General features: G+C 56.7%; 21 protein-coding genes. 14 read left to right on the forward strand and 7 right to left on the reverse strand.

From position 1 onward, the window contains the following. Positions 1–29 precede the first annotated feature (29 nt). Positions 30–2,462 (reverse strand): bifunctional aspartate kinase/homoserine dehydrogenase II, encoded by a 2,433-nt coding sequence (locus AB3N39_RS20410; protein ID WP_133295346.1) that lies wholly within the window; start codon positions 2,460–2,462, stop codon positions 30–32. A gap of 2 nt (positions 2,463–2,464) precedes the next feature. Next, entirely contained in the window at positions 2,465–3,625 is a 1,161-nt protein-coding gene (gene metB / locus AB3N39_RS20415) for a cystathionine gamma-synthase (RefSeq protein ID WP_045909121.1), read from the reverse strand. Between the two features lie 276 nt (positions 3,626–3,901). Between metB and metJ the strand changes: the two genes are divergently transcribed. Continuing rightward, positions 3,902–4,219: a met regulon transcriptional regulator MetJ gene (metJ, locus tag AB3N39_RS20420; protein WP_015966498.1), complete on the forward strand. Its 318-nt coding sequence runs from the start codon at positions 3,902–3,904 to the stop codon at positions 4,217–4,219. Positions 4,220–4,267: 48 nt separating this feature from the next. Here the strand turns inward: metJ and rpmE are convergent, their stop codons facing one another. Continuing rightward, complete coding sequence (rpmE, locus tag AB3N39_RS20425; protein WP_003862040.1) at positions 4,268–4,480, reverse strand: 50S ribosomal protein L31; 213 nt, start codon at positions 4,478–4,480, stop codon at positions 4,268–4,270. A 200-nt stretch (positions 4,481–4,680) separates the two neighbouring features. Here rpmE and priA point away from each other — a divergent pair, with 200 nt between their 5' ends. The 7 genes from priA to rraA all read left to right on the forward strand — a co-directional run bounded on the left by priA (position 4,681) and on the right by rraA (position 12,649). Next, positions 4,681–6,876 carry a primosomal protein N' gene (priA, locus tag AB3N39_RS20430; RefSeq protein WP_367896976.1) on the forward strand — a complete coding sequence of 732 codons (2,196 nt, stop codon included), beginning with the start codon at positions 4,681–4,683 and terminating at the stop codon, positions 6,874–6,876. A 119-nt stretch (positions 6,877–6,995) separates the two neighbouring features. Then, positions 6,996–8,021 (forward strand): DNA-binding transcriptional regulator CytR, encoded by a 1,026-nt coding sequence (cytR, locus tag AB3N39_RS20435; RefSeq protein WP_023309683.1) that lies wholly within the window; start codon positions 6,996–6,998, stop codon positions 8,019–8,021. A 93-nt stretch (positions 8,022–8,114) separates the two neighbouring features. Next, positions 8,115–9,113: a cell division protein FtsN gene (ftsN, locus tag AB3N39_RS20440; RefSeq protein ID WP_302238110.1), complete on the forward strand. Its 999-nt coding sequence runs from the start codon at positions 8,115–8,117 to the stop codon at positions 9,111–9,113. A 94-nt stretch (positions 9,114–9,207) separates the two neighbouring features. Continuing rightward, positions 9,208–9,738 (forward strand): ATP-dependent protease subunit HslV, encoded by a 531-nt coding sequence (gene hslV, locus AB3N39_RS20445; RefSeq protein WP_008501802.1) that lies wholly within the window; start codon positions 9,208–9,210, stop codon positions 9,736–9,738. Between the two features lie 9 nt (positions 9,739–9,747). Further along, a complete protein-coding gene (hslU, locus tag AB3N39_RS20450; protein ID WP_143345666.1) occupies positions 9,748–11,082 on the forward strand; it encodes an HslU--HslV peptidase ATPase subunit in 1,335 nt (444 codons plus the stop codon). 68 nt (positions 11,083–11,150) lie between these two features. Beyond that, positions 11,151–12,071, forward strand: coding sequence for a 1,4-dihydroxy-2-naphthoate polyprenyltransferase (gene menA / locus AB3N39_RS20455; RefSeq protein ID WP_033146936.1), 921 nt, complete (start codon positions 11,151–11,153; stop codon positions 12,069–12,071). 92 nt (positions 12,072–12,163) lie between these two features. Then, entirely contained in the window at positions 12,164–12,649 is a 486-nt protein-coding gene (gene rraA, locus AB3N39_RS20460; RefSeq protein ID WP_023309687.1) for a ribonuclease E activity regulator RraA, read from the forward strand. Positions 12,650–13,232: 583 nt separating this feature from the next. Here rraA and zapB read toward each other — a convergent pair. Further along, on the reverse strand, positions 13,233–13,472 hold the full coding sequence (gene zapB / locus AB3N39_RS20465; protein ID WP_010436935.1) for a septal ring assembly protein ZapB: 240 nt from the start codon (positions 13,470–13,472) through the stop codon (positions 13,233–13,235). Positions 13,473–13,882: 410 nt separating this feature from the next. Here zapB and AB3N39_RS20470 point away from each other — a divergent pair, with 410 nt between their 5' ends. The 4 genes from AB3N39_RS20470 (at position 13,883) to fpr (ending at position 18,226) form a co-directional block, all read left to right on the forward strand. Next, positions 13,883–14,728 (forward strand): MIP/aquaporin family protein, encoded by an 846-nt coding sequence (locus tag AB3N39_RS20470; protein WP_014885705.1) that lies wholly within the window; start codon positions 13,883–13,885, stop codon positions 14,726–14,728. A 21-nt stretch (positions 14,729–14,749) separates the two neighbouring features. Further along, on the forward strand, positions 14,750–16,258 hold the full coding sequence (glpK, locus tag AB3N39_RS20475) for a glycerol kinase GlpK (RefSeq protein ID WP_023309688.1): 1,509 nt from the start codon (positions 14,750–14,752) through the stop codon (positions 16,256–16,258). 114 nt (positions 16,259–16,372) lie between these two features. After that, a complete protein-coding gene (gene glpX / locus AB3N39_RS20480) occupies positions 16,373–17,383 on the forward strand; it encodes a class II fructose-bisphosphatase (protein WP_045404242.1) in 1,011 nt (336 codons plus the stop codon). Positions 17,384–17,479: 96 nt separating this feature from the next. Next, positions 17,480–18,226, forward strand: a complete 747-nt coding sequence (gene fpr / locus AB3N39_RS20485; RefSeq protein WP_136196037.1) for a ferredoxin--NADP(+) reductase — start codon at positions 17,480–17,482, stop codon at positions 18,224–18,226. Here fpr and AB3N39_RS20490 read toward each other — a convergent pair whose 3' ends face one another. Then, on the reverse strand, positions 18,227–18,646 hold the full coding sequence (locus AB3N39_RS20490) for a DUF805 domain-containing protein (RefSeq protein ID WP_023293600.1): 420 nt from the start codon (positions 18,644–18,646) through the stop codon (positions 18,227–18,229). A 112-nt stretch (positions 18,647–18,758) separates the two neighbouring features. Between AB3N39_RS20490 and AB3N39_RS20495 the strand changes: the two genes are divergently transcribed. Together AB3N39_RS20495 and tpiA are read left to right on the forward strand one after the other, a co-directional pair. Next, positions 18,759–19,355 carry a DUF1454 family protein gene (locus AB3N39_RS20495; RefSeq protein ID WP_136196038.1) on the forward strand — a complete coding sequence of 199 codons (597 nt, stop codon included), beginning with the start codon at positions 18,759–18,761 and terminating at the stop codon, positions 19,353–19,355. Between the two features lie 111 nt (positions 19,356–19,466). Beyond that, a complete protein-coding gene (tpiA, locus tag AB3N39_RS20500) occupies positions 19,467–20,234 on the forward strand; it encodes a triose-phosphate isomerase (RefSeq protein ID WP_367896977.1) in 768 nt (255 codons plus the stop codon). Positions 20,235–20,315: 81 nt separating this feature from the next. On the opposite strand, the gene AB3N39_RS20505 is transcribed toward tpiA, so the two are convergent. Together AB3N39_RS20505 and AB3N39_RS20510 are read right to left on the reverse strand one after the other, a co-directional pair. Next, on the reverse strand, positions 20,316–21,620 hold the full coding sequence (locus AB3N39_RS20505; RefSeq protein ID WP_133295354.1) for an SLC13 family permease: 1,305 nt from the start codon (positions 21,618–21,620) through the stop codon (positions 20,316–20,318). A gap of 73 nt (positions 21,621–21,693) precedes the next feature. Further along, entirely contained in the window at positions 21,694–22,437 is a 744-nt protein-coding gene (locus AB3N39_RS20510; RefSeq protein WP_136196039.1) for a CDP-diacylglycerol diphosphatase, read from the reverse strand. Between the last annotated feature and the right edge of the window lie 13 nt (positions 22,438–22,450).

The following is a 22,450-nucleotide window of genomic DNA, read 5'->3' on the forward strand; positions in this document are numbered from 1 at the left end:
CTATGCGGGGAGAGGGCCAGGGTGACGAGTTACAGCAGCTTAGCCAGACGGTTGATGTCGGACTGAATGGCTCCTGCGGTGACATCGCGCCCGGCGCCAGGACCGCGGATCACCAGCGGGTTATCGCGATACCAGCGGCTTTCGATGGCGAAGACGTTATCGCACGGCAGCAGCGCCGCCAGCGGATGCTCAGGACGCACCGCCTCGACGCCGACTCGCGCTTTTCCGTTAGCCTCAAAACGCGCCACATAGCGCAGTACCAGCCCCATCTCGTTCGCCGCTTCCAGACGCTGAACCATCTGCTCGTTAAGCTCTTCACCATTTTCAAAGAAATGGTCCACAGAACCTTCTTCACAGCCGGCAGGCACCAGTGATTCGACGCGTACGGAATCCGGTTCGATGTCGTAACCAGCTTCACGCGCCAGGATTACCAGCTTACGCATCACGTCTTTACCGGAAAGGTCAACGCGCGGATCGGGTTCCGTTAAGCCCTGCTGCCACGCCTGATCCACCAGGTCGGTGAACGGTACGGTGCCGTCAAACTGCAGGAACAGCCAGGAGAGCGTGCCGGAGAAGATACCGCTCAGCGCCAGAATGCTGTCGCCGCTTTCAATCAGGTCACGCACGGTGTGGTTAACCGGCAGGCCCGCGCCCACGGTGGCGTTATACAGCCAGTGACGGCCAGTTTTTTCAAACGCGTCGTGGATCTGACGGTATTTATCGGTGCTGCTCGCCCCCGCCAGCTTGTTGGCGCTGATGACGTGGAAACCGTGGCTGGCGAAATCAAGGTACTGATCGGCAAGCTGTTCGCTGGCGGTAACGTCCAGCACCACCAGATCGTCATACGGGTGCGCGCGCATCCACAGGAACAGCGACTCTTCATCCTGCTCAACCGCTTCATCGTTAAAGAAGGCAAGCGCGCGGCTGGCGTCCAGCCCTTCGTAGTTCAGCAGGCTGCGGCGACTGTCTACCACGCCCGCAAGAATAAATTCAAACCCGGTACGCGCCGAGAGCGTCACCTGTTCGCGGGCAAACAGCTCAAGCCAGCGGGAACCGATATTACCTTTCCCGAACAGCACCAGGCCGATGCGTTTTTCCGCGCGGAACAGGGAGGTATGCAGACCCTGAATCAGGCTTTCGGTTGGCCCTTTGCGCAGAACGGCAACCAGGCTGATGCCCTCTTCCGACTGCCAGGTGAACTCCACCGGCTGCCCTTTCAGCTGCTGCCAGAAGCGGTGGCAGTGCAGCGGGTTACGGGTGACGCCCGCGCCCACCATCGCCACCAGCGCCAGCCCCTGACGCAGGCGAAGTTCGCCCGGCAGGCCTGCTTCATCCAGAATTTTCAGCGCGCTGTCCGCCACTTCTGCGGTATAGCAGAACTGCAGCAGCTGGCGGTCATTGTGAACACCCACGGCCAGCGGACGCACCTGAGCACGTTTCAGGATCGTGTCGATCTCTTTATGCGCCAGCTTGAAGTCCTGCCCCGCAGGCACCTGGAACTCAATCAGGCAGATGTCGTCATGGCTGGTGACAATACGAGCCCCGGTACCGGACGCCAGCACGCGCTCAATGCGCGTGGAGCCTTGATCCGGGGTGTAACTGCAGCGCAGCTGGAGGTCGATATCGCTGCCGGAAACCGGCTGCAGCGTGCGCGCGTGCAGTACCGGCGCAGCCAGACGCGCCAGTTCACTGGCTTCATCCAGGCGCAGCAGCGGCAGCAGGCAGGCATCCTTAACTTTACGCGGGTCCGCGCTGTAAACACCGGCCACGTCGCTCCAGATGGTGACGCGGGACACGCCCGCCAGGGCACCAATCTGCGTTGCCGAGTAGTCCGATCCGTTACGGCCCAGCAGCACGGTTTCGCCCGCGTTGCTGCGGCTGATAAAGCCGGTGACGACAATACGTTTGCCCGGGTGCTGCACCAGCAGCTGTTGCAGCAGCGGGTAGGACAACCCTTCATCCACCTGCGGCTGCGCGGCGCGTTCGGCGCGCAGGAAATCACGCGCGTCGAGCCAGGCCGCTTCCACGCCCAGGTGTTGCAGCACGGCGGCCATGAGGCGTGCGGACCACACTTCACCGTGGCCCACCACTTCGGCATACACCGCATCGGTAATACCGCTGTCCAGCATGGCAGCCAGACGCTCAAGGTCATGGGTGAAGGCGCCGATCAGCCCGTCCGCCACGTCCGCAGGCAGCAGGCCGGCAATCAGCTCGCTCTGGTAACGACGTAAGGACTGTTGCACCTGATGCGCAGAAAGGCGATCGGTCTGGCTCAGTTTCAGCCAGCTAATCAACTGGTTGGTGGTGCTGCCCGCTGCCGAGACAACCATCATGTCACCCGGCTGTGAATATTCCGTCATGATCCCTGCAACGCGCAGGTAACATTTCACATCAGCAAGACTACTACCACCAAACTTGTGCAGCTGACGACCCTTCGCCCCTGCCTGCGCTATCACACTCATGATTACCCCTTGGCTGCGATCCGGAAGCCATTTTCCAGATCGGCAATTAAATCTTCAGAATCTTCAATGCCGGTTGAGATACGCAGCAGCGTCTCAGAAATCCCGGCGGCGGCACGTGCTTCCGGTGCCATACCTGCGTGCGTCATGGTTGCGGCGTGGGAGATCAAGCTTTCAACCCCACCTAAGGATTCCGCCAGCGTAAACAATGACAGCCCGCTCAGGAAGCGACGCAGCGTTTGCTCGTCACCATCCAGTTCAAAACTTAACATCGCGCCAAACCCTTTCTGCTGGCGCGCGGCAATCTCATGCCCCTGATTTTCCGGCAGCGACGGGTGATAAAGCTTTTTCACCAGCGGCTGGGTTTTCAGGAAATCGACAATCGCCTGGGCATTGCGCTGCGCCACGTCCATGCGCGGCGAAAGCGTGCGGATGCCGCGCAACAGCAGATAGCTGTCGAAGGCGCCCGCGGTGACGCCAATGTTATTGGCCCACCATGCCAGTTCGGTGACAACATCCGGATCTTTGGCAATTACCACGCCTGCCACTACGTCAGAATGGCCGTTCAGATATTTAGTGCATGAATGCAATACCAGATCGGCACCCAGTGCGAGTGGGTTCTGAAGGGCCGGACTGAGGAACGTATTATCCACTACACTTATCGCTCCCGCATCCCTTGCGAGCTGACAAATTTTCGCAATATCGACAACGCGCAACAATGGATTGCTTGGACTTTCCACCAGAACCAGCTTTGGTTTCTCTGCCAGAGCCTGTTTCAGCGCCTGTTCGTCGTTTTGATCGACAAACAGCACGCGATAGCAGCCGCGTTTTGCCAGGCTATCAAACAGGCGATAGCTGCCGCCGTAGCAATCGTGTGGGGCAACCAGCAGATCGCCCGGTTTCAGGAACACGGTGGTCACCAGGTGAATGGCGGACATCCCGGTATTGGTTAATACTGCCCCTGCGCCCCCTTCCAGTTCCGCAAGCGCGCGCTGGGTCACGTCACGCGTAGGGTTGCCACGACGCGAGTAGTCATGCGCGCGGGGTTCATTAAATCCGGTGAAGTTGTAGGTACTGGAAAGATGAATCGGCGGGACAACGCAGCCGTACTGCTCGTCATCATTTAATCCGCTACGCACTGCAATAGTGGCCTGTTTACGCGTCATGGTGAGGGCTTCCTGGCGAATGAGGTGAAAAGTCAGGCACCAGAGTAAACATTGAAAGTATGGACGTCAATACATCTGGACATCTAAACTTCTTTGCGTATAGATTGAGCAATGCGCAAATAGCCGTTAAAATTATATGCTTTAGTGCACGCTGCAGCGGCAATATCCGTGCCACGGTATCGTCTCTACGGTAAACTAGACAAGATTGCGGTTCAAAACGGGTGGTTACAGGTTTTGCACCTTTAGATAAATGACTGAGAGGATTAAAGGTATCTCATGGCTGAATGGAGCGGCGAATATATCAGCCCATACGCTGAGCACGGTAAGAAGAGTGAGCAAGTAAAGAAAATTACGGTTTCCATTCCTCTGAAGGTGTTGAAGATCCTCACCGATGAACGTACGCGTCGTCAGGTGAACAACCTGCGCCACGCGACCAACAGCGAACTGCTGTGCGAAGCGTTTCTGCATGCGTTTACCGGTCAACCGTTGCCGAACGATGAAGATCTGCGCAAAGAGCGTAGTGATGAAATCCCGGAAGAGGCGAAGGTGATCATGCGTGAACTGGGTATTGACCCGGAGACGTGGGAATACTGAGAAGCGGATACAAAAAAGGCACCTTGCGGTGCCTTTTTTTCGGGAAACTTATTTAGCGCCCGGGATGCTGAAACGCTTGTTGAAGCGGTCAACACGGCCACCGGTTGCAACGTCACGCTGCTTACCAGTGTAGAACGGGTGGCATTTGCCGCACACGTCCAGGTTCAGATCGTGACCCACGGTAGAGCGGATCTGGATAGAGTTACCGCAAGAACAGTTTGCAGTAATCATTTCGTATTTCGGGTGAATATCTTTTTTCATGGGAGAACCTCAGTTAAGGCCGCGTCGCTCTTCCAGCCCTAACGCCAGACACCACGCGATGTTGATTGTAAGTTCTTTGGCGTAAAGTACACCAAAGGCGGCGAATCATACAGAATTTGACCAACGTATGCAAACTGATCCGCACGCCGCTTTTACTAATGTGTATACTAACGCGCCACTTTTCAAGTCAGGAAGATTCGATGCCCGTCGCTCACGTTGCCCTGCCCGTTCCGCTTCCCCGCACCTTTGACTATCTGCTGCCCGACAGCATGAGCGCCAAAGCGGGCTGCCGCGTGACCGTGCCGTTTGGCAAACAGCAGCGCGTGGGGATCGTCGTCTGCGTCAGCGATAAAAGCGAGCTACCGCTTAATGAGCTGAAATCAGTCGTTGAGGTGCTGGACAGCGAGCCGGTTTACTCCACCAGCATATGGCGACTGCTGCTGTGGGCAGCGGATTATTATCATCACCCGATCGGCGACGTCCTGTTCCACGCTCTGCCAATTATGCTGCGTCAGGGCAAGAGCGCCAGCCATGCGCCAATGTGGTACTGGTTTGCCACGGAGGAAGGCCAGGCCGTCGACATCAACAATCTGAAGCGCTCGCAGAAGCAGCAGCAGGCGCTGGCGGCGCTGCGTCAGGGGAAAATCTGGCGGCATCAGGTCGACGAGCTTGAGGTCAGCGAAACGGCGCTACAGGCATTAAGAAAGAAAGGGCTAAGCGAACTGGCCAGCGAAGCGCCTGCTCTGAACGACTGGCGGGAGAGTTTCTCCGTTTCAGGGGATCGCCTGCGTCTGAATACCGAACAGGCCACCGCTGTAGGCGCGATTCATAGCGCCTCCGATCGTTTCTCTGCCTGGCTGCTGGCGGGGGTCACCGGTTCCGGCAAGACCGAAGTCTACCTGAGCGTGCTGGAAAACGTGCTCGCTCAGGGGAAACAGGCGCTGGTGATGGTGCCGGAAATTGGCCTGACGCCGCAAACCATCGCCCGATTTCGCGAACGCTTTAACGCGCCGGTTGAGGTGCTGCACTCCGGCCTGAACGACAGCGAACGCCTCAGCGCCTGGCTGAAAGCGAAAAACGGCGAAGCGGCGATTGTGATCGGCACCCGTTCATCGCTGTTTACGCCGTTTAAAAATCTTGGCGTTATCGTGATCGACGAAGAGCACGACAGCTCCTATAAACAGCAGGAAGGCTGGCGCTACCATGCCCGCGATCTGGCGGTCTATCGCGCGCACAGCGAGCAAATTCCCATTATTCTCGGTTCCGCCACGCCGGCGCTCGAAACGCTGCACAACGTGCGCCAGCGTAAATACCACATGCTTCGCCTGACGCGTCGGGCGGGGAATGCCCGTCCGGCCATTCAGCACGTGCTGGATCTGAAAGGTCAGCAGGTTCAGGCGGGGCTAGCGCCCGCGCTGATTACCCGCATGCGCCAGCATTTGCAGGCGGGGAATCAGGTCATTTTGTTTCTGAACCGCCGCGGATTCGCCCCTGCCCTGCTGTGCCACGACTGCGGCTGGATTGCCGAATGCCCGCGCTGCGACCACTACTATACCTTCCATCAGGCCCAGCGGCATTTGCGCTGCCACCACTGCGACAGCCAGCGTCCGGTGCCGCGCCAGTGTCCGTCATGTGGTTCAACGCATATTGTGCCGGTCGGTCTGGGAACGGAACAGCTTGAACAGGCGCTTGGTCCCTTCTTCCCGGCCGTGCCGATTTCGCGTATCGACCGGGACACCACCAGCCGCAAAGGCGCGCTCGAACAGCAGCTGGCGGAAGTGCATCGCGGTGGCGCGCGCATCCTGATTGGTACCCAGATGCTGGCTAAAGGTCACCATTTTCCGGACGTGACGCTGGTCGCCCTGCTGGACGTGGACGGCGCGCTGTTCTCGGCAGATTTTCGTTCAGCCGAGCGCTTCGCCCAGCTTTATACCCAGGTAGCCGGACGTGCAGGACGCGCCGGTAAACAGGGCGAAGTGGTGTTGCAAACGCACCACCCGGAGCACCCGCTGCTGCAAACCTTGCTGCACAAAGGCTATGACGCCTTTGCCGAGCAAGCGCTGGCCGAGCGCCAGACTATGCAGCTACCGCCGTGGACCAGTCACGTCATCATCCGCGCGGAAGATCATAACAACCAGCAGGCGCCACTTTTCCTGCAGCAGCTGAGAAACCTTCTGCAGGCCAGCCCGCTGGTGGATAATCAGCTGTGGATTTTGGGCCCGGTGCCCGCCCTCGCGCCAAAACGCGGTGGCCGTTTCCGATGGCAGATTTTGCTCCAGCACCCTTCGCGTATTCGTCTTCAGCATATCGTCAGCGGCGCGCTGGTGCTGATTAACACCCTGCCCGAAGCGCGAAAAGTGAAGTGGGTGCTGGACGTCGACCCCATCGAAGGCTGAAGATGGATCGAAAAATTTAACTCTCCTCACATTTTTTATGAAAATTCTGTAACCGATTCCATTAACAATCTGTAAAAATGGTGATGTCAGAAGTTCGGTGTTCAGGCGAGGAGAAGACGTTGAAGTCCAGGAAAGAGGTTGCACCGGCGACCATGAAAGACGTTGCCCAGAAAGCACAAGTCTCTACGGCAACGGTATCCCGCGCATTAATGAACCCGGATAAAGTCTCCCAGGCGACCCGTAACCGGGTGGAGCAGGCTGCGCTGGAAGTGGGCTATTTCCCACAGGCGATGGGGCGTAACGTTAAACGCAACGAGTCGCGCACCATTCTGGTGATTGTGCCGGACATCTGTGACCCCTTTTTCAGCGAGATTATCCGCGGTATTGAAGTCACCGCGGCGGAACAAGGTTACCTGGTGCTGATTGGTGACTGTGCTCATCAGAATCAGCAGGAAAAAACCTTCATCGACCTCATTATCACCAAGCAGATCGACGGCATGCTTTTGCTTGGCTCTCGTCTGCCGTTTGATGCCAGCATTGAAGAGCAGCGTAATTTACCGCCGATGGTCATGGCCAACGAGTTTGCGCCAGAGCTGGAGCTGCCGACGGTCCATATCGATAACCTCACCGCCGCGTTCAACGCCGTAAATTATCTCCAGGAGCTGGGGCATAAGCGTATTGGCTGCATCGCCGGACCGGAAGAGATGCCGCTGTGTCACTACCGTCTGCAGGGCTATGTTCAGGCGCTGCGCCGTACCGGCGTTACCGTCGATCCGCACTACATTGCGCGCGGCGATTTTACCTTCGCTGCAGGTGGACAGGCGCTGGAGAAACTTCTGGACCTGCCTGAGCCGCCAACCGCCGTATTTTGTCACAGCGACGTGATGGCGCTGGGCGCATTATCGTATGCCAAACGCCGCGGTCTTCGCATACCGAAAGATTTATCGATCATCGGTTTCGATAATATTTCGCTTTCGGAATTTTGCGATCCGCCGCTCTCAACGGTCGCTCAGCCGCGCTACCAAATCGGCCGCGAAGCGATGCTTCTTCTGCTGGATCAGCTTCACGGTCAAACAGTTAGCAGCGGCTCGCGGTTGCTGGACTGTGAACTGATCGTCCGCGGCACTACCCAGGCATTGACTTAAAGTAAACGTCTTTCGGATACCCTTATCTGGTCAAAGCCCCGCCGCTTAAGTAACATGGCGGACTGACGAACGAATAAATACAGCGAAACGATAGTGGCACAACGAGATTATGTACGTCGCGGCCAGCCGGCACCTTCGCGACGCAAAAAGAGTAGCTCAAGGAAAAAGCAACGTAACCTGCCTGCTGTCTCGCCAGCAATGGTCGCTATTGCTGCGGCTGTAGTCGTCGCCTTTATTGGTGGCCTGTACTTTATCACGCACCATAAAAAAGAAGAGTCTGAGGCGCTTCAGGCAAGCAAAGTGGCCGGAAATGGCCTTCCTCCGAAGCCTGAAGAGCGCTGGCGCTATATCAAAGAGCTGGAAAGCCGTCAGCCTGGGGTACGTGCGCCAACTGAACCTTCTGCGGGTGGTGAAGTGCAGAATGCGAATCAGCTAACGGATGAACAGCGTCAGCTGCTGGCACAAATGCAGGCCGATATGCGCCAGCAACCTACGCAGCTGAACGAAGTGCCGTGGAATGAGCAGACCCCGGCACAGCGCCAGCAAACGCTGCAGCGACGTCAGGCGCAACAGCAGATCCAGCAGCAGCAACAGCAGCAGCAGTGGGCACAAACCCAGCCGGTGCAGCAGCCTAAGGCACAGCCGCGGGTAACGGAACAGCCGTATCAGCAGCCGACGCGTACGGTGCAGTCTCAGCCTGTCCAGCAGCAGCCGAAAACTCAGCCGCAGAAACAGGCGGCTCAGCCTTATCAGGATCTGCTTCAGACGCCAGCGCATACCACCGCGCAGCAGCCGAAAACTCAGCAGGCTGCGCCGGTGACCAAAGAGACCGAAGCGCCGAAGCAGACGGCTGAGAAAAAAGACGAACGCCGCTGGATGGTGCAGTGCGGTTCGTTCAAAGGCGCGGAGCAGGCGGAAACGGTGCGTGCGCAGCTGGCCTTCGAAGGGTTTGATTCGCGTATTACCACCAATAACGGCTGGAATCGCGTGGTGATTGGGCCGGTGAAAGGCAAAGAAAATGCCGATGGCACCATTTCGCGTTTGAAAATCGCCGGTCACACAAACTGCATTCGACTCGCCTCCGGGGGTTGAAACCCCCAAAATCCCCCCCATCTATCATTTAATTCAGCCCTGAGCACAGGCTCAGGGCTTCTGTTTCCCGATTCTGTAACCAGGGGGTCTGCTCGTGACAACAATAGTAAGTGTACGCCGTAACGGCCATGTGGTAATCGCCGGTGATGGCCAGGCCACGCTGGGTAATACCGTCATGAAAGGCAACGTGAAGAAAGTACGCCGTCTCTACAACGACAAAGTGATCGCCGGTTTTGCAGGCGGCACGGCGGATGCCTTCACGCTGTTTGAACTGTTTGAACGCAAACTGGAAATGCACCAGGGTCATCTGGTGAAAGCTGCCGTTGAGCTGGCAAAAGACTGGCGTACCGACCGCATGCTGCGCAAGCTCGAAGCGCTGCTGGCCGTGGCCGATGAAACCGCTTCGCTTATCATCACCGGTAACGGTGACGTGATTCAGCCGGAAAATGACCTGATTGCCATCGGCTCTGGCGGCCCGTATGCCCAGGCTGCAGCCCGCGCGCTGTTGGAAAATACCGACATGAACGCGCGTGATATCGCGGTGAAGGCGTTGGATATTGCAGGTGATATCTGCATCTATACCAACCACAATCACACCATCGAAGAATTGACCTCCAAAGCGTAAGGATCTCCCATGTCTGAAATGACCCCACGCGAAATTGTCAGCGAACTGAACAAACACATTATCGGCCAGGATAACGCCAAGCGCTCCGTGGCTATCGCTCTGCGTAACCGCTGGCGTCGTATGCAGCTTGACGAAGAGCTGCGCCACGAAGTCACACCGAAAAATATTCTGATGATCGGCCCGACCGGGGTCGGTAAAACCGAAATCGCCCGTCGACTGGCGAAGCTGGCCAACGCGCCGTTCATCAAAGTTGAAGCCACCAAGTTCACCGAAGTGGGCTACGTGGGTAAAGAAGTGGACTCCATCATCCGCGATCTGACCGACTCGGCGATCAAGATGGTGCGCGTCCAGGCGATCGAGAAAAACCGCTATCGCGCGGAAGAGATGGCCGAAGAGCGCATTCTCGACGTGCTGATCCCACCGGCAAAAAACAACTGGGGCCAGGCAGAACAGCAGGCAGAACCGTCTGCTGCACGTCAGGCGTTCCGCAAAAAACTGCGCGAAGGCCAGCTGGATGACAAAGAGATTGAGATCGATCTCGCTGCCGCGCCAATGGGTGTGGAAATCATGGCACCTCCGGGCATGGAAGAGATGACCAGTCAGCTCCAGTCCATGTTCCAGAACCTGGGCGGACAGAAGCAGAAAGCGCGTAAGCTGAAAATTAAAGACGCGATGAAGCTGCTGATTGAAGAAGAAGCGGCGAAGCTGGTGAACCCGGAAGAGCTGAAGCAGGACGCTATCGACGCGGTTGAGCAGCACGGTATCGTGTTTATCGACGAAATCGACAAAATTTGTAAGCGCGGTGGCAACAGCTCCGGCCCGGACGTGTCCCGCGAAGGCGTTCAGCGCGATCTGCTGCCGCTGGTTGAAGGCTGCACCGTCTCCACCAAGCACGGCATGGTGAAAACGGACCACATCCTGTTTATCGCATCAGGTGCCTTCCAGGTTGCCAGCCCGTCGGATCTGATCCCGGAGCTGCAGGGCCGTCTGCCTATCCGCGTTGAGCTGCAGGCGCTGACCACCGAAGATTTCGAACGTATCCTGACCGAGCCAAACGCCTCTGCTACCGTACAGTACAAAGCGCTGATGGCGACCGAAGGCGTGAACCTCGAATTCACCGAAGACGGTATCAAACGTATTGCCCAGGCTGCATGGCAGGTGAACGAAACCACCGAAAACATCGGTGCGCGTCGCCTGCATACCGTGCTGGAACGCCTGGTTGAAGATATCTCTTACGACGCGAGCGACCTTAACGGCCAAACCGTTACCATTGACTCAGAATATGTGAGTAAACATCTGGATGCGTTAGTGGCAGATGAAGATCTGAGCCGTTTTATCCTATAATCGCGGTTACTGGATTCTCATCACGTTTAATGGGGGCTAATGCCCCCATTTTTATTGGCTAAATACTTATGACTGACATCAGCCGTACGCAGGCGTGGCTCGAAAGTCTGCGCCCAAAAACACTTCCTCTGGCCTTTGCCGCGATTATCGTCGGCACCGCCCTTGCCTGGTGGCAGGGTTATTTTGATCCGCTGGTCGCCGCGCTGGCACTGATTACCGCCGGCCTGCTGCAAATTCTCTCCAATCTCGCCAACGACTACGGCGACGCGGTAAAAGGCAGCGACAAGCCGGACCGCATAGGGCCACTGCGCGGAATGCAGAAAGGGGTGATTACCCAGGCGCAGATGAAACGCGCGCTGATTATCACCGTGGTGCTGATCTGCGTATCCGGCCTGGCGCTGGTGACGGTGGCGTCTAAGACCACCAGCGATTTTATTGGCTTCCTGGTGCTGGGTTTACTGGCCATTATCGCGGCCATCACCTACACCGTCGGCACGCGTCCTTACGGTTATATTGGACTCGGGGATATCTCCGTACTGGTGTTCTTCGGCTGGCTGAGCGTGATGGGAAGCTGGTACCTGCAGGCGCATACGGTGATCCCTGCCCTGTTCCTGCCTGCGACCGCTTGCGGTCTGCTGGCGACAGCTGTGCTCAACATCAACAACCTGCGCGACATCGACAGCGATCGCGAGAACGGCAAAAATACCCTGGCAGTTCGTCTGGGGCCGGTTAATGCCCGCCGCTATCATGCCTGCCTGCTCATTGGCGCGCTGGTTTGCCTGGCGCTGTTTAACCTGATTTCCTTGCAAAGCCTGTGGGGCTGGCTGTTTGTGCTTGCCGCGCCGCTGCTAATTAAGCAGGCCCGCTTTGTGATGCGTGAACTCAGCCCGTCCGCCATGCCGCCGATGCTGGAGCGCACGGTAAAAGGTGCGCTGCTGACTAACCTGTTGTTCGTCATCGGGATTGTGTTAAGCCAGACGCTGCGTTAGCTGACAAATATCAATTAACAATTGATGATTTTGCCAACAACGCATTTCGCACGATATACTGAACACATTCGCAGCAACTGAGCGTTAAACCTATGAAATACGATACCTCCGAGCTTTGTGACATCTACCAGGAAGATGTCAACGTCGTTGAACCGCTGTTCTCCAACTTTGGTGGGCGGTCATCATTTGGCGGTCAAATCGTCACGGTGAAATGTTTCGAGGACAACGGGTTGCTGTACGATCTGCTCGAACAGAACGGCCGCGGCCGCGTTCTTGTGGTCGACGGCGGCGGTTCCGTGCGCCGGGCATTAATTGATGCTGAACTGGCCGGCATTGCCGTCCAGAACGAGTGGGAAGGCCTTGTGGTATACGGTTCCGTGCGCCAGGTGGACGATCTGGAAGACCTGGATATCGGGATTCAGGCCATCGCGGCCATACCGGTAGGGGCGGCGGGTGACGGCATCGGCGAAAGCGACGTGCGCGTCAATTTCGGGGGCGTGACCTTCTTCTCCGGGGATCATCTCTACGCCGATAATACCGGCATTATCCTTTCCGAAGATCCGCTGGATATCGAGTAATAAAACCGTAAGCGTGGACCATAAAAAAACCGCCAACAGCAATGTGGCGGTTTTTTTGTCCCTCGGGATTCGCGGTCCGTTGGGGAGTTTTGCAACCTTTAACCAGGATTTTTATCTTACCCTGGTTCAAATCTCAGGTAACCCCATCGACCCTTTATAAATTCCTAATTTCCTTTGAAAACCTTAACTACGCTACTGTTGCTCATTATGATGCATCGTCCCTTTCCGCCATCTCGCACATGGGCATCGGTCCAGGGAAAGGTGAATTAGCAACCGTAAAGCAACCTTTAACCGGGCTTGTGTCCACCGACTTATCACCGGTGGTGAACGGTGGAGCGGTTAGCTGCAGGGACCGCACAATGAAACGCTATTTATGTATCGCGTTCATTGTCGCCAGCGTACTCGTTGTAAAGAGTGATGAACCGAATGTGTTCGTTACTTTTGCTATGACAGCGCAGGACAAGTAGCGTTAAGGCCGCCTCTGGCGGCCTTTTTTATGGTTGGATGTCAGTTAGCGAGAACCATAAAAAAGCCGGGTAGCGGCTTCGCCTTACCCGGCCTGTGCAGTTCATCCCAGTGGGAATCAGACTTCTTCCATACGTCCCAGCAGCGCCTGCAGGCGATCCTGCCAGCCGTTCTGCTGTTCGCGCAGCTGGTTGTTTTCGCGCTCCAGTTCTTCGCGGCCGTGCTGCGCGTTCTGAACTTCCTGCGCCAGGCTGTTGTTTTTCTCTTTCAGCTCTTCAATTTCCATCTGCAGCAGGGTGATGGTGTCAATCGCCTGCTGTACTTTCGATTCCAGTTTCTCAAACACTTCTAAAGACATGATGCTACCTCTCCTGAATTGCAAGGCGACGCTTTAACATAAACGCGCACGACATATACCGTCGATTGTATGGAGCGCGGCGCTCTGTGTCCAGCGACACACCGCGCAGATCGCGGTTTGCAACACTTTTAGGTCTGGTCCTGGTGTGTTCGCGTCATATACCCCTAAATTGTTAACTGATTCGTTAATGAAATGATTCAGCTCACATTCCTGCACTGATCCTGTACTGCTGCAAAAATGTGCTTTATGGCGCGAAAACGCTCATTTTATTGACGCAGACCACACATTTTGATTTCGATATTTCTCGTTTTTGCTCGTTAACGATAAATTAACACTATGTCTACAGGGCATCGTGGCTGTCACGGGCGGCCATGCTAACAATAAACATCAATTTCTTCAGGATTCCGATTATGAGTCAGACATCAACCTTAAAAGGCCAGTGCATTGCCGAGTTCCTTGGTACCGGGTTGTTGATATTCTTCGGAGTGGGCTGTGTCGCTGCACTGAAAGTGGCGGGTGCCAGTTTTGGTCAGTGGGAAATCAGTATCATCTGGGGTCTGGGCGTGGCGATGGCCATCTACCTGACTGCAGGGGTTTCTGGTGCACATCTTAACCCGGCGGTGACAATCGCACTGTGGCTGTTCGCGTGCTTTGACGGACGCAAAGTTGTTCCTTTCATTCTTTCTCAATTTGCCGGCGCATTTTGCGCAGCGGCGTTAGTTTACGGGCTTTATTACAATCTTTTCATCGACTTCGAACAGACGCATCATATGGTACGCGGCAGCGTCGAAAGTCTGGATCTGGCAGGCATCTTCTCAACCTACCCTAACCCGCACATCAATTTTGTGCAGGCGTTCGCAGTTGAAATGGTGATTACCGCTATTCTGATGGGCGTTATTCTGGCGCTGACCGACGACGGAAACGGCATTCCGCGCGGCCCGCTGGCACCCCTGCTGATTGGTTTGCTGATTGCGGTAATTGGCGCATCCATGGGCCCGCTGACCGGCTTCGCGATGAACCCGGCACGTGATATCGGACCAAAAGCGTTCGCCTTTATCGCAGGCTGGGGCGACGTAGCCTTCACAGGTGGCAAAGACATTCCTTACTTCCTGGTACCGCTGTTTGCGCCGGTTGTCGGGGCTGCGCTGGGTGCGTTTAGCTACCGCAAATTAATTGGTCGCCACTTACCGTGCGACACCTGTGTGGAAGAGGAGAAGGAAACGACTTCTACCGCACAACAAAAAGCTTCGCTGTAATCTGACTACGGGACACATACCATGACCGAAAAAAAATATATCGTTGCGCTCGACCAGGGCACTACCAGCTCCCGCGCTGTCGTAATGGATCATGACGCGAACATCGTCAGCGTGTCACAGCGCGAATTTGAGCAAATTTATCCTCGCCCAGGCTGGGTAGAACACGACCCGATGGAGATTTGGGCGTCACAAAGCTCCACGCTGGTCGAAGTGCTGGCGAAAGCCGATATCAGTTCCGACGAGATTGCCGCGATTGGTATCACCAACCAGCGTGAAACAACGATCGTCTGGGAACGCGAAACCGGTAAGCCGATTTACAACGCCATCGTCTGGCAGTGCCGCCGTACCTCTGAAATCTGCGAACAGCTGAAGCGCGACGGTATGGAAGAGTACGTGCGCAGCGCCACCGGCCTGGTGGTTGACCCGTACTTCTCCGGCACCAAAGTGAAATGGATCCTCGACCACGTGGAAGGTTCACGCGAGCGTGCTAAACGCGGCGAGCTGCTGTTCGGTACCGTTGACACCTGGCTTATCTGGAAGATGACCCAGGGACGCGTCCACGTCACCGATTACACCAACGCCTCGCGTACCATGCTGTTCAACATCAACACCCTGGAGTGGGATGACAAGATGCTGGACGCGCTGGATATCCCACGCGCGATGCTGCCTGAAGTGCGCAAGTCTTCTGAGGTTTACGGCCAGACCAACATCGGCGGTAAAGGTGGCACCCGTATTCCTATCGCCGGTATCGCCGGTGACCAGCAGGCGGCGCTGTTCGGCCAGCTGTGCGTCAAGGAAGGGATGGCGAAGAATACCTACGGCACCGGCTGCTTTATGCTGATGAACACCGGTGAGAAAGCGGTGAAATCAGAAAACGGTCTGCTGACCACCATCGCCTGCGGCCCGCGCGGCGAAGTGAACTATGCCCTGGAAGGTGCTGTGTTCATGGCCGGTGCGTCTATCCAGTGGCTGCGTGACGAGATGAAGCTGATCAGCGATGCATTCGACTCCGAGTACTTCGCCACCAAAGTGAAAGACACCAACGGCGTGTACGTGGTGCCTGCATTCACCGGTCTGGGCGCACCCTACTGGGATCCGTATGCACGCGGCGCGATTTTCGGACTGACGCGTGGCGTGAACTCTAACCACATTATTCGCGCCACTCTGGAATCCATCGCCTACCAGACCCGCGACGTGCTGGAAGCGATGCAGGCGGACTCCGGCATTCGTCTGCACGCCCTGCGCGTGGACGGCGGTGCGGTAGCGAATAACTTCCTGATGCAGTTCCAGTCCGACATTCTGGGCACCCGCGTTGAGCGCCCTGAAGTGCGTGAAGTGACGGCGCTGGGTGCGGCGTACCTTGCCGGTCTGGCGGTAGGCTTCTGGCAGAACCTGGACGAGCTGCAGGAAAAAGCGGTTATCGAACGCGAGTTCCGCCCGGGCATCGAAACCACCGAGCGTAACTTCCGCTACAGCGGCTGGAAGAAAGCGGTGAAACGCGCCCTGGCGTGGGAAGAACACGAGGAGTAAGACAAACTTACCCCTCACCCTAACCCTCTCCCCAAAGGGGAGAGGGGACTTAAAACTCCCCTCCCCACTCTGTGATAAACTTCGTGCAATTCCTTTTGATTGCACGAGTACCTCATGAAACGTGAACTTGCTATCGAGTTTTCCCGCGTCACCGAAGCGGCCGCCCTTGCAGGCTATAAGTGGCTGGGTCGTGGCGATAAAAATACCGCAGACGGTGCAGCCGTCCATGCCATGCGCATTGTACTTAACCAGGTCAACATCGACGGCACCATCGTGATCGGCGAAGGCGAGATCGACGAAGCGCCAATGCTCTATATTGGTGAAAAAGTCGGTACCGGCAAAGGCGATGCCGTGGATATTGCCGTCGACCCGATCGAAGGTACCCGCATGACCGCAATGGGTCAGGCCAACGCCCTGGCGGTGCTGGCCGTGGGCGATAAGGGATGCTTCCTTAACGCGCCGGATATGTACATGGAAAAGCTGATTGTCGGCCCTGGCGCGAAAGGCGCAATCGACCTTAGCCTGCCGCTGGAAGAGAACCTGCACAACGTCGCCAAAGCCCTGGGCAAACCTCTTAGCGAACTCACCGTGACGATTCTGGCGAAACCGCGCCACGACGCCACCATCGCGCAGATGCAAAAGCTCGGCGTGCGCGTGTTTGCCATTCCGGACGGTGACGTTGCCGCCTCGATCCTGACCTGCATGCCGGACAGCGAAGTAGACGTGCTGTACGGCATCGGCGGCGCGCCGGAAGGTGTGGTCTCTGCGGCAGTGATCCGCGCGCTCGATGGCGATATGCAGGCCCGTCTGCTGCCCCGCCACGAGGTGAAAGGCGACAGCGAAGAGAACCGCCGTATCGGAGAAAACGAGCTGGCGCGCTGCGAAGCGATGGGCATCGAGGCCAATAAAGTGCTTGAGCTGGACGAGATGGCCCGTAGCGATAACGTGGTCTTCTCGGCGACCGGCATCACCAAAGGCGATCTGCTGGACGGCATCACCCGCAAGGGCAATATGGCGACCACCGAAACGCTGCTGATCCGCGGTAAATCACGCACCATTCGTCGTATCCAGTCTATCCACTATCTCGACCGCAAAGACCCGGACGTACAGACGCACATTCTGTAAAACCGTTTGATCGATAGAGCTTTCCGGCCCTGACGGGCTGGAAATTGTCACCACAAGTACGGAAGATAGAACAGAGAAACAGCACAGGAGAAGATCATGGCGGACTGGGTAACAGGTAAAGTCACAAAGGTACAGTTCTGGACCGATGCGCTATTTAGTCTCACCGTACATGCTCCCGTTCACCCGTTTAAAGCCGGGCAATTTGCAAAGCTGGGACTGGATGTCGACGGCGAGCGCGTGCAGCGCGCCTACTCTTACGTTAACGCGCCTGATAACCCGGATCTCGAATTCTATCTGGTCACCGTTCCTGACGGTAAGCTCAGCCCGCGCCTTGCCGCCCTTAAGCCCGGCGACGACGTGCAAATTGTGAGTGAAGCGGCAGGCTTCTTTGTACTCGAAGAGATCCCGAATTGTGACACGCTCTGGATGCTGGCAACCGGTACGGCCATCGGCCCTTATCTCTCTATTTTGCAGTACGGCAAAGATCTGGAGCGCTTTAAAAACATCGTGCTGGTGCACGCTGCGCGCTACGCCGCGGACCTGAGCTACCTGCCACAGATGCAGGCGCTGGAGCAGCGGTACGGCGGAAAGTTAAAGATTCAGACGGTGGTCAGCCGCGAAACCGTAGCAGGAACGCTTACCGGTCGCGTGCCGGCGTTAATTGAGAGTGGAGCCCTGGAAGAGGCGGTGGGTTTGCCGCTGAACGCTGAAACCAGCCACGTCATGCTGTGTGGCAACCCGCAGATGGTACGGGACACGCAGCAGCTTCTGAAGGATACCCGGCAGATGACGAAACATCTTCGCCGCCGGCCGGGCCATATGACCGCTGAACACTACTGGTGATCAGCGGTATTTCACCTCAACGGTATCTTTACCGTATTTGTTTTCGCTCTGGGTGCCGATAAACGCACCCAGATCGACAATCATCATCACGAAGATGACCGAAGGCAGCAGCCTGCCCACAACCCACGGCAGGATGGACGGAAGCATCGCCCAGTTCCCCGCCACCAGCATCCACGCCAGAATAATCAGAAATGCCCACGCGCCGGAACGACCGCGATCGTGCAGGCGTTTAACAACAACAGCCGCCGTTGGCCATAGCAGGCAGACCAGCGCGAAGGCCGCCGTTTGCGTGCTCAGCCATGCGTTGTAAGCAACGAAAAACAGAAGCAGCATGGCGACAACCCACGTCACCATCCAGATCCAGAAATCACGGCGTCCAATACGCCCTTTGAATGAAAACAACCACTGCTGTATGGTCATGTAAGGTTCCTTATTATCGTATAGCGCGCATTTTACCCTGGAGTTGTGACCTTTTGACAAGCCGACCAGATATCGTTTTAATCATGAGCACTTACGGCCAGGGACAATGTTGATGAAAAGTTCGGCACATTCTCTTTTCCTGTGTTTAGCGGTGCTCAGCGCGGGTTTTCCCCTGCACGCCGCCGAAACCACTGCCCCGAGCACAGCGCCGTATCTGCTGGCGGGCGCCCCGTCGTTCGATCAGTCCATCAGCCAGTTTCGTGAAGCCTTCAATCAGGCCAACCCCACGCTGCCGCTGGATGAGTTTCGCGCCATTGATGGCTCCCGCGATACCCCCACACTGACCCGTGCGGCAAGCAAGATTAATGAGAATTTGTATGCCTCGACGGCGCTGGAGCGCGGAACGTTAAAAATCAAAAGCATGCAAATCACCTGGCTGCCGATACAGGGGCCAGAGCAGAAAGCCGCTAAGGCGAAGGCGCTGGAGTATATGAGCGCGGTCCTGCAGGCGTTTACCCCGGCACTGACGAAAAAGCAAAGCCAGCAAAAGCTGCAAAAACTCCTCGCTGCCGGTAAAAACAAGCGTTACTACGCCAATACCGAAGGCGCGATCCGCTATGTTGTGGCGGACAACGGCGAAAAAGGACTGACCTTCGCTGTTGAACCGATTAAGCTGGCACTATCTGACACTCTCGGCGGGGCGAATTAATGACAAAAAGCAAAGCCTTTCGAGGGAAAATCTCTATACTGATTCACAGACCATGCTGCCCGACAGGGTGGCCATATTCCTTAATTCGCTTATTTAGCGTGGAGAATTGAAATGCGACATCCTTTAGTGATGGGTAACTGGAAGCTGAACGGCAGCCGCCACATGGTAAACGAACTGGTTGCGAACCTGCGTAAAGAGCTGACTGGCGTGACCGGCTGCGCGGTTGCGATCGCTCCGCCGGATATGTATCTGGATCTGGCTAAACACGCCGCTGATGGCAGCCACATCATTCTGGGCGCGCAGAACGTTGACGTTAACCTGTCTGGCGCGTTCACCGGTGAAACCTCCGCTGAAATGCTGAAAGATATCGGCGCGAAATACATCATCATCGGCCACTCCGAGCGTCGCACCTATCACAAAGAATCCGATGAGTTCATCGCGAAGAAATTCGCCGTGCTGAAAGAGCAGGGCCTGATTCCGGTTCTGTGCATCGGTGAAACCGAAGCGGAAAACGAAGCGGGCAAAACCGAAGAAGTGTGCGCACGTCAGATCGACGCAGTGCTGAAAACCCAGGGCGCGGCAGCGTTCGAAGGCGCGGTTATCGCTTACGAGCCAGTCTGGGCGATCGGTACCGGCAAATCAGCAACCCCTGCACAGGCTCAGGCTGTTCACAAATTCATTCGTGACCACATTGCGAAAGCTGACGCCAAAGTCGCTGAGCAAGTGATTATCCAGTACGGCGGTTCCGTTAACGCTTCCAACGCTGCTGAGCTGTTCACCCAGCCAGACATCGATGGCGCGCTGGTTGGCGGTGCATCCCTGAAAGCGGACGCTTTCGCGGTGATCGTTAAAGCGGCAGAAGCGGCTAAACAGGCGTAATTGCCTTTGTGGCGGGTGGCGCTTCGCTAACCCGCCCTGCGGTTCTGTAGGCCCGGTAAGCGTCAGCGCCACCGGGCTTTTTTACAGCCGTCCCAGCAGGCTAAACCACAGATAATCCAGCGGCAGCAGCACCAGATACGTTGCAATAGCCAGCGCCAGACAAAGCACCATCCCCGCCCTGGCAGGCACCTTTCCTAACCCCATCGCCACCACAATCGGAGACGCCTGATAGGGCAGCAGCGGCGTGGAATAGCCCAGCACCTGAATCATAATCACCGACAGCAGCGGGAAACCGGTCGCGTCCGAAAAACTCTGCGCCAGAGTGGTATACAGCGCCGGAACGCCGTTGGCGGTCATAATGAAGTTGAGTGCGGTGGTAATACCGGTCAGCGCCAGGAAACTGGTGAACGGTCGGCCTGCATCCAGCGGCATAATGCGGAGCAACGCCTCGCCCACCGCCGTTCCGATACCGGTTTGCGTCACGACGATCGCCAGCCCCAGAATACCGGCAACGTAGATACAGGTGCGCATATTCACCCCCGCAGAAAACTCTTCCCCGGTAATGAAACCAATGCGCGGCAGCATAACGATGATCGACGCCGCCAGCCCCGTCCACGCGGGCCCCACGCCGTGCCAGCTCTCCGTAACCCACATCCCCAGCACCACCGCCAGCAGCCAGGCAAGACGCTTTTCGTCCCGCCCCATAGGCTCAGACGGCGCCTGTTCTTTCGGCGATTTTGGGCTGCCGGGAAATAGCCAGCAGATGAGGCCAATCAGAATCAGGCCTTTGAGAATGCCCAGCACCGGCGTGTGCAGCAGCAGATAAGGAACATAGTTCAGATGGATGCCGTACGAGCCTTCCGCCGCACCGCTCATCACCAGGTTAGGGACGTTAGCAGGCAGAATCGTCGCCGAAAGCTGGAAAGTCCCAAACCCTACCGCCAGCGCCAGACCAAACCACGCTCGGGAGCCGTCTGCGATACCGGCGCGTTTCGCCATCGCGGCGACAATCGGCATCAGTAGCGCAATACGTCCCATATTCGACGGCATCACAAACGCCAGCGCGTAGCTCAGCAGCACCACGCTCGCCACCATCAACACCCAGGAGTCGGTGAGCCTTGCCGACAGCGCCCTGGCGGCCCTGTCTGCCAGTCCGGTTTTACGGATCGCCACGCCGAGCACGAATCCGCTGAAGACCAGCCAGAAAGCAGACGAGGCAAAACCGCCAAAGATGACCTCCGGCGGGGCGATCTTCGCAGTCATTGCCGCCGTGAAGAACAGCAGCGCGGTGATGAATTCCGGCAATAGCGACGTCGCCCACAGCACGATGGTGACGCCAACGATCAGTGAGGGCAGCAGCAGAGGATACGTTGACCAGAGCGACATACCTGTCTCCTGTAGTATTTTTGAGCAAGTCTACGGTGACAGGCATCCGGAGTAAACGCGATTTATGGTGGGGTTACTTCAGGATAGCGCATTGATGATCCTGCAGTTCCTCCGCAGACGCGCGGTTAAGCGTGAGCAGGTTACGCTCGGTCGCCAGCAACACAAACGAACCATCAAACTGCTGCGCCATCGCCAGTGCGAAACGCCCCATATGGTCGCGCGCTTCCGGCAGCTCTTCTGCCAGCATCATAAACGGGCTGCGCTGGACCAGTTCATTCTCCGTCACCCGACGAGCAAGATACTCATGTCCTTCCAGTCCCCCGGGAAGAGGCAGCCACTGGGTGCTGATTTCTCCCTGTGCCGCGTTGAGCTTCTCGCGCACGTCCGGGCGAAGGCAGGAGATATGAATATGAAAGTGGTTCTGCGTGCGCCCTGTCGGGGAGTTAATCGTCAGCGAAATGGCGCTGTCAGGCACCTCGGCTCCACGCTTCAGGCTCATAAAGCTGCGCGACTGCCACGCCAGCCAGAAAAAGTTCGGCGTATGCGCTTCGGTCAACAGCGGGCTCTCGGTGCCGTTGATGCGATATGTCGGCATCAGCAGGTATTGCAGCGGCCCGTTGCGGTCTTTAAATATCACATAGCCTGCATCCGTTTTCACCTGCGCACAGGGTGCCGGGTTACGATTCTGGATCTGATTCGGCACACACTGGTCGAGAACGATATGTCTTAACGCATTCGGATTACCCGCCTTCATCCAGTACACGCCGCCAGCGGCAAGGGCGATGACAATGAGGATCAATAAGATAATTTTTTTCACAACGCGTTCCCTG

Source organism: Enterobacter vonholyi, from assembly GCF_040834095.1.
GTDB lineage: Bacteria > Pseudomonadota > Gammaproteobacteria > Enterobacterales > Enterobacteriaceae > Enterobacter > Enterobacter vonholyi.

Excerpts from the sequence above, each read along its gene's own strand:
- AB3N39_RS20410 (WP_133295346.1), bottom strand. The coding sequence starts at position 2,462 with ATGAGTGTGATAGCGCAGGCAGGGGCGAAGGGTCGTCAGCTGCACAAG.
- hslU (WP_143345666.1), top strand. The coding sequence starts at position 9,748 with ATGTCTGAAATGACCCCACGCGAAATTGTCAGCGAACTGAACAAACAC.
- AB3N39_RS20490 (WP_023293600.1), bottom strand. The coding sequence starts at position 18,646 with ATGACCATACAGCAGTGGTTGTTTTCATTCAAAGGGCGTATTGGACGC.
- AB3N39_RS20470 (WP_014885705.1), top strand. The coding sequence starts at position 13,883 with ATGAGTCAGACATCAACCTTAAAAGGCCAGTGCATTGCCGAGTTCCTT.
- rpmE (WP_003862040.1), bottom strand. The coding sequence starts at position 4,480 with ATGAAAAAAGATATTCACCCGAAATACGAAATGATTACTGCAAACTGT.
- glpX (WP_045404242.1), top strand. The coding sequence starts at position 16,373 with ATGAAACGTGAACTTGCTATCGAGTTTTCCCGCGTCACCGAAGCGGCC.
- metB (WP_045909121.1), bottom strand. The coding sequence starts at position 3,625 with ATGACGCGTAAACAGGCCACTATTGCAGTGCGTAGCGGATTAAATGAT.
- AB3N39_RS20495 (WP_136196038.1), top strand. The coding sequence starts at position 18,759 with ATGAAAAGTTCGGCACATTCTCTTTTCCTGTGTTTAGCGGTGCTCAGC.
- zapB (WP_010436935.1), bottom strand. The coding sequence starts at position 13,472 with ATGTCTTTAGAAGTGTTTGAGAAACTGGAATCGAAAGTACAGCAGGCG.
- metJ (WP_015966498.1), top strand. The coding sequence starts at position 3,902 with ATGGCTGAATGGAGCGGCGAATATATCAGCCCATACGCTGAGCACGGT.
- glpK (WP_023309688.1), top strand. The coding sequence starts at position 14,750 with ATGACCGAAAAAAAATATATCGTTGCGCTCGACCAGGGCACTACCAGC.
- tpiA (WP_367896977.1), top strand. The coding sequence starts at position 19,467 with ATGCGACATCCTTTAGTGATGGGTAACTGGAAGCTGAACGGCAGCCGC.
- AB3N39_RS20505 (WP_133295354.1), bottom strand. The coding sequence starts at position 21,620 with ATGTCGCTCTGGTCAACGTATCCTCTGCTGCTGCCCTCACTGATCGTT.
- fpr (WP_136196037.1), top strand. The coding sequence starts at position 17,480 with ATGGCGGACTGGGTAACAGGTAAAGTCACAAAGGTACAGTTCTGGACC.
- priA (WP_367896976.1), top strand. The coding sequence starts at position 4,681 with ATGCCCGTCGCTCACGTTGCCCTGCCCGTTCCGCTTCCCCGCACCTTT.
- menA (WP_033146936.1), top strand. The coding sequence starts at position 11,151 with ATGACTGACATCAGCCGTACGCAGGCGTGGCTCGAAAGTCTGCGCCCA.
- rraA (WP_023309687.1), top strand. The coding sequence starts at position 12,164 with ATGAAATACGATACCTCCGAGCTTTGTGACATCTACCAGGAAGATGTC.